The 6,127-nt window shown below is 66.1% G+C and carries 7 protein-coding genes; all 7 read left to right on the top strand.

Annotated elements, in window-relative coordinates; translation table 11 throughout:
* A partial coding sequence (locus CR103_RS17465; protein WP_180279445.1) for a murein hydrolase activator EnvC family protein occupies nucleotides 1–438 on the top strand: 438 nt, incomplete at its 5' end.
* Between the two features lie 9 nt (nucleotides 439–447).
* Entirely contained in the window at nucleotides 448–1,980 is a 1,533-nt protein-coding gene (locus CR103_RS17460) for a S41 family peptidase (RefSeq protein ID WP_099917215.1), read from the top strand.
* Nucleotides 1,981–1,999: 19 nt separating this feature from the next.
* Entirely contained in the window at nucleotides 2,000–2,752 is a 753-nt protein-coding gene (locus tag CR103_RS17455; RefSeq protein ID WP_099917220.1) for a HesA/MoeB/ThiF family protein, read from the top strand.
* A gap of 67 nt (nucleotides 2,753–2,819) precedes the next feature.
* The gene (locus tag CR103_RS23565) at nucleotides 2,820–3,557 is read left to right on the top strand and encodes a hypothetical protein (protein WP_229443542.1); all 738 of its coding nucleotides are present in this window, start codon (nucleotides 2,820–2,822) and stop codon (nucleotides 3,555–3,557) included.
* A 68-nt stretch (nucleotides 3,558–3,625) separates the two neighbouring features.
* On the top strand, nucleotides 3,626–4,882 hold the full coding sequence (locus tag CR103_RS23560) for an amidohydrolase family protein (protein WP_229443535.1): 1,257 nt from the start codon (nucleotides 3,626–3,628) through the stop codon (nucleotides 4,880–4,882).
* Between the two features lie 243 nt (nucleotides 4,883–5,125).
* Nucleotides 5,126–5,596 (top strand): type II secretion system major pseudopilin GspG, encoded by a 471-nt coding sequence (gene gspG, locus CR103_RS17445; protein WP_370659459.1) that lies wholly within the window; start codon nucleotides 5,126–5,128, stop codon nucleotides 5,594–5,596.
* A gap of 35 nt (nucleotides 5,597–5,631) precedes the next feature.
* Nucleotides 5,632–6,111 carry a type II secretion system minor pseudopilin GspH gene (gene gspH / locus CR103_RS17440; protein WP_267874011.1) on the top strand — a complete coding sequence of 160 codons (480 nt, stop codon included), beginning with the start codon at nucleotides 5,632–5,634 and terminating at the stop codon, nucleotides 6,109–6,111.
* Nucleotides 6,112–6,127: the final 16 nt, after the last annotated feature.

Genomic DNA, 6,127 nt, shown 5'->3' with positions numbered 1-6,127 from the left:
GCCGCGCGCGCGGCCGACATCGCGCTGGCGCCGGCGGTGCCGGATGGCGCCTTCGCCAGCCTGCGCGGCCAGATGCGCGCGCCGGTCAGCGGCAAGATCGCGGCGCGCTTCGGCGCCAAGCGCGGCCAGGCCAAGTGGAAAGGCATGTTCATCCAGGCCGCCGAGGGCGCCGACGTGCGCGCGGTGGCGGGCGGGCGGGTGGTGTTCGCCAACTGGATGCGCGGCTTCGGCAACCTGGTCATTGTCGATCACGGCAGCCAGTATCTGTCGATCTATGGCAATAACCATGCCTTGCTCAAGCACGCCGGCGACGCTGTCAAGGCGGGCGACACCATCGCCAGTGCGGGCAGCACAGGCGGTAACGAAGAATCGGGTCTATACTTTGAGCTCAGGCATCTGGGCCGGGCGTTCGACCCGGCCAGCTGGATCAAATTTTAAGGCCTCCATATGAAGCAGCTTAATTTTGGCAAGTCGGGTGCGCGCATCCGTAATTTTGGCCTGGTCGGAGTCGGCCTGGTGGCCGGAATCGCGCTGTCGCTGCAGTTTCCCGCGGTAGCGCAAAAAGCGGCCGGTGCGCCGCTGCCGCTGGACGAACTGCGCCAACTGGCCGACGTCTACGGGCTGATCAAGTCCGATTACGTCGAGCCGGTCGACGACAAAAAACTATTGTCGGAGGCGATCACCGGCATGGTGTCCTCGCTCGATCCGCATTCGGTCTACCTCGACAAACGGGCGTACCGCGAAATGCGCGAAAGCATGCAGGGGCGCTTCGTCGGCCTCGGCATTGAAGTGTCGATGGAAGACGGCTACGTCAAGATCGTTTCGCCCATCGAGGATTCGCCGGCCTACCGCGCCGGCATCAAGCCGGGCGACCTGATCACCCGCATCGATGGCGCCCCGATCAAGGGGCTGACCCTGGACGACGCCATCAAGAAGATGCGCGGCGCGCCCGGCAGCAAGGTAGCGCTGACGATTGCCCGCAAGGGCGAGGACAAGCCGCTCGCCGTCGCGCTGGTGCGCGAGGAAATCCGGGTGCACAGCGTCAAGGGCAAGATCGTCGAGCCCGGCTACGCCTGGCTGCGCATCAGCCAGTTCCAGGAGCTCACGCTCGACGAGCTGGCGCGGAAAGTCACCGCGCTGTATGCGCAAGAGCCGCACATCAAGGGCCTGGTGCTCGACCTGCGCAACGATCCGGGCGGCTTGCTGCCCGGTGCGATCGGCGTCTCGGCGGCCTTCCTGCCGAAAGAAAAAATCATCGTTTCGACCATTGGCCAGTTGCCCGGCTCGAACGAAACGTTCTATGGCCGGCGCGAATTCTATGCCGGCCGCAGCGGCGCCGATCCGCTGGCCAAGCTGCCGGCCGCCGTCAAGACGGTGCCGATGGTGGTGCTGGTCAACACCGGCTCGGCATCGGCATCCGAAATCGTCGCCGGCGCGCTGCAAGATTACAAGCGCGCCATCATCATGGGCAGCCAGACTTTCGGCAAGGGCTCGGTGCAGACCTTGCGCCAGCTCACGCCCGACACCGCCGTCAAGCTGACCACCGCGCGCTATTACACGCCGCAGGGCCGCTCGATCCAGGCGCGCGGCATCATGCCTGACCTGCTGGTCGACGACAGCGCCGATGGCGACAGCCTGAACGGTGTGCGGGTGCGCGAGGCCGACCTCGTCAAGCACCTCGGCAACGAGGCCGACAAGGCCGACAAGCCGGTCACGATGGGGGCGCTACAGGCCAGTGCCAAGCGCGACGAGCTCGAGGAAGAGCGGCGCGTCGCCGCATCGCTGAAGAACCGCAAGCCGGTCGAATACGGCGGCAGCGACGACTTCCAGCTGGCCCAGGCGATCAACCATTTTAAAGGCTTGCCGGTAAAACTGTCGAAGGCCGACGTCGCGCTCGAGGCGCCTGAAGCGCAGGACGGCCGCAAACGTACAGCGCCGCAGGTGCCGCCCGAACTGAAAGCCAAGGCCCTCACGAAATGACGGCGTGGCGATGACGGCGATGACCGATGAGCAACTGCTGCGCTATTCGCGCCATATCCTGCTGGGCGAGATCGGCATCGAAGGCCAGCAGCGCCTGTTGGACGCGCACACGCTGGTGATCGGCGCCGGCGGCCTCGGTTCGCCCGCCGCGATGTACCTGGCCGCCAGCGGAGTGGGCCGCATCACGCTGGTCGACGACGATGACGTCGACCTGACCAACCTGCAGCGCCAGGTCATGCACACGACCGGCCGGGTCGGCCAGCCCAAGGTCGAGTCGGGCCGCGAAGCATTGGCGCAGATCAATCCCGACGTCGCCGTCACGGCGCTGCGCGAGCGCGTTGCCGGCGCCCGGCTCGTGCAACTGGTAGCCTCGGCATCGGTGGTGCTCGACTGCAGCGACAATTTCGCCACCCGCCATGCGGTCAACCGCGCCTGCGTGGCGGCGCAGGTGCCGTTGGTGTCGGGCGCGGCGATCCGCTTCGACGGCCAGATCAGCGTGTTCGATGCGCGCGACGCGTTCTCTCCGTGCTACGCCTGCCTGTTCCCCGAGGAAGCCGGCTTCGAGGACGCCGCCTGCGCCAGCATGGGCGTGTTCGCCCCGCTGGTGGGCGTGATCGGCGCGATGCAGGCGGCCGAAGCGCTCAAGCTGCTCATTGGCATCACGCCATCGCTGGCCGGCCGCCTGCTGCTGCTCGACGGCCGCGCCATGGAGTGGACCAGCATCGGCGTCGCCCGCAACGCTGCCTGCCCCGTCTGCGCGCATCCGGGTTGACCGTAGCACCCGTAGCACCCGTAGCACCCGTAGCACCCATAACAATGACAACAAAAGGAACGGCTCCATGAAGACGCTGCTCGCACTCACCCTTGCCGCCGGCCTCGCCGCTGGTGCCCATGGCGCCGAAACGGTGCGCTACGATGTCCATGCTGAAAATGGCAAGCGGATCGGCGAACAGGTCGTCGAGCGCGCCGACGACGGCCTCGTCACCGTCCGCTTCAGCTTCAAGAACAACGGCCGCGGCCCCGACCTGACCGAGCAGTTCCGGCTGGCGCCGGACGGCACCCTGGCGCAGTATGCGGTGCGCGGCAATTCGACCTATGGCGCGGTGGTGGACGAGCATTTCGAGCGCGTCGGCGACCGGGCAAGCTGGCATTCGACCTCCGAAACAGGCGGTAAAAGCGTGAGCGGCGCCGGCATGTACGTGCCGCTCAACGGCTCGTTCGAAACCGCCTCGATCGCGATCGCCGCGCTGGCGGCAAGGCCGGGCGCCAGCCTGGCGTTGCTGCCGTCGGGCGCGTTGACCCAGCGCACCCTCGACGTGCTCGACGTTGCCAGCGAGGGCCAGACCCGGACCGTGCAGCTGATCGCGCAGACCGGCCTGGGCCTGTCGCCGAAGCTGTTCTGGGCTACCACCGGCGCCCGGCCGCAGCTGTTCGCGGTGGTGTACCCCGGCTTCATGGCGATGACCGAGCAGGGCTGGAGCGGCAGCGTCAAGCTGCTGGCGGCGCGCCAGAAACTGGCCGAAAAAAGATTCTTGCCGAACTGGCTGGCCGCATGCAGCACAAGCTCGATGGCCTGACCGTGGTGCGCAATGCACGCGTGTTCGACAGCGCCACGGCGCTGCTCGGCCCGCTGTCCGATGTGTAAGTGCTGCGCGGGCGCATCAGCGCGGTGCTGCCAGCCGGCTCGCCCATGCGCGGCGCCGTCAACCAGATCGACGCCGCCGGCCGCGTCATGCTGCCCGGCCTGTTTGACATGCATGGCCACGTCAGCCGCTGGGAAGGCGGCCTGAACCTAGCCGCCGGCGTCACCAGCGTGCGCGACATGGGCAACGACAATGCCGAACTGCAGCAGATCCTCGACGAGACCGCCAACGGCACGCTGCTCGGTCCGCAAGTGGTGCCGACCGGCTTTCTCGAAGGCGAAAGTCCCTATTCGGCCAACATGGGCTTCGTGGTCAAGAACCTGGACGAGTCGAAGCGCGCCATCGACTGGTACGCCGAACACGGCTATCCGCAGCTGAAAATCTACAATTCGTTCCCGAAAGCGATCCTGCGCGCGAGCGTTGCCTACGCGCACGGCCGCGGCATGCGGGTGTCGGGCCATATTCCGGCAGGGATGCAGGCGCGCGACGCGCTCGACGCCGGTTTTGACGAGATCCAGCACATCAACCAGGTGATGCTCAACTTCGTCGGCTCGCCCGCCACCGAAACGCGCACGCTGGAGCGGTTCGTGCTGCCGGCCGAGAAAGTGGCAGCGCTCGACTTCGAGGCGCCGGTGGTGCGCAAATTCATCGCCCGCCTCAAGCAGCGCCAGACCGTGGTCGACGCCACCCTCGCCACCTTCGCCTTCCTCAAGCAAAAGGACGGTGACATCAACGAGCCGTTCGTCGCCATCGCCAGCCACATGCCGCCTGACGTGCAGCGCGCCTTCCACGTCGGCGAAATGAAGATCGCCGACGCCGCAACGTTGCAGCGCTACGAAAAATCGTACGCCAAGATGGTCGAGTTCGTGGGGCGCCTGTACCGCGCCGGCGTGCCGCTGGTGGCTGGCACCGACGAGCTCGCCGGCTTTACCATGCAGGCCGAACTCGAACTGCTGGTGAAGGCCGGCCTGACGCCGGCCCAGGCGATCCAGGTGGCGACCCGCAACGGCGCCCGCTACACCCGCACCAGCGATGAGCGCGGCGCGATCAGCACCGGCAAGTTGGCCGACCTGGTGCTGGTCGACGGCGAGCCGACCGAGCGTATCGGCGACATCCGCAAGGTGGCGGCGGTGATCACCCGCGGCTACCTGGTGTATCCGCGCGAGATTCACCAGGCGCTCGGCATCGAACCGTTCGTCGCCACTGTGCCGGCGCTGCAGGCGCTGGCGCCGGTGTCAAGCAATATTGCAAGCCAGTAAGAACCAGGGGCGGGCGATGGCGCGCACCAGCATCGGCATCGCCTGCCACCCTGTTTGCCAGAGCTGCAAGGGTGCTTGATTTCGGACTGATGTCAGCCTGATTACTGTGCCTGGCCGTAAGCACGGTTCGGCGTGCTGGCTTACAATGACTCAGGATGCGGCGCCGCCATTGCGCCCGCGAAGTTGGCCGCCGCCGCCCTTTCGCTCTATACTCTGCAATCCTTTTCGAGCTACCGACATTACATGACAATGCAAATTCACTCCCGTACTCGTTCACGATTTTCCCTCCGCCGGCACTTTGCGCGCGGCTTCACGCTGGTCGAAATCATGGTCGTCGTCGTCATTATCGGCATCCTCGGTGCGCTGGTGGTGCCCAAGCTGATGGGCCGCACGGGCGAATCGCGCGTGGCCGCCGCCAAGGTCGACATCTCGACCCTGATGCAGGCGCTCAAGCTCTACAAGCTGGACAACCAGCGCTACCCGACCACTGAACAAGGCTTGACGGCGCTGACCGCCAAGCCGACCGGCGGCCCGGCCGCCAGCGGCTGGAAAGCCGGCGGTTACGTCGAAAAACTGCCGAAAGACCCGTGGGGCAATGCCTATCAGTACATGGCGCCCGGCATTCACGGTGAAGTCGACCTGTTTTCGCTCGGCGCCGACGGCCAGCCGGGCGGTGTCGGCGAAGACAGCGACATCGGTTCCTGGGATATTTAATTTCAGTACGCAAGCATCAACGTGACGGAGTTTCCGTGCCAGCGATCGACAAGCGCCGCGTAACCCGCGGCTTCACCTTGGTGGAGTTGATGGTGGTGATGGTTATCATCGGCATCACGCTGGGGCTGGTCTCGCTAAATGCGATTCCAAGTCCGCAGCAGCATTTGCAGAACGAGGCCCAACGCCTCGCGCTGCTGCTCCAGCTCGCGCGCGACGAAGCGATCGTGCGCAACCGGCTGGTAGCGTTCGAAGCCGACGGCGAGCGCTACCGCTTCCTGGTGCGCAACGAAACGCGCTGGGACCCGGTCACTGGCGACGACCTGCTGCGCGAACGCGCTTTTAAAAATGCCCCGGTGTCGCTGCTGATCGACCCGGCCGGCACCGGCCCCGGCACGCCGCTGCGGATCACGTTCGGCCGCGAACCGGTTGACAAGCCGTTTTTGCTGACCCTGGCCAGCGGCGACGCCCGCGTGGCGATTCGCGCCGACGGCATCGGTCACTTCGTCGTCGAATGAAGACGCTGAAGATAAA

It is taken from the genome of Massilia psychrophila (assembly GCF_002760665.1).
In the GTDB taxonomy this organism is placed as follows: Bacteria; Pseudomonadota; Gammaproteobacteria; order Burkholderiales; family Burkholderiaceae_D; genus JAFCUW01.
This window is presented reverse-complemented; position numbering and strand designations above follow the sequence as displayed.

What these genes read in the sequence shown, in the direction of transcription:
- CR103_RS17460 (WP_099917215.1), top strand. Translation starts at nt 448, where the DNA reads ATGAAGCAGCTTAATTTTGGCAAGTCGGGTGCGCGCATCCGTAATTTT.
- CR103_RS17455 (WP_099917220.1), top strand. Translation starts at nt 2,000, where the DNA reads ATGACCGATGAGCAACTGCTGCGCTATTCGCGCCATATCCTGCTGGGC.
- CR103_RS23565 (WP_229443542.1), top strand. Translation starts at nt 2,820, where the DNA reads ATGAAGACGCTGCTCGCACTCACCCTTGCCGCCGGCCTCGCCGCTGGT.
- gspG (WP_370659459.1), top strand. Translation starts at nt 5,126, where the DNA reads ATGACAATGCAAATTCACTCCCGTACTCGTTCACGATTTTCCCTCCGC.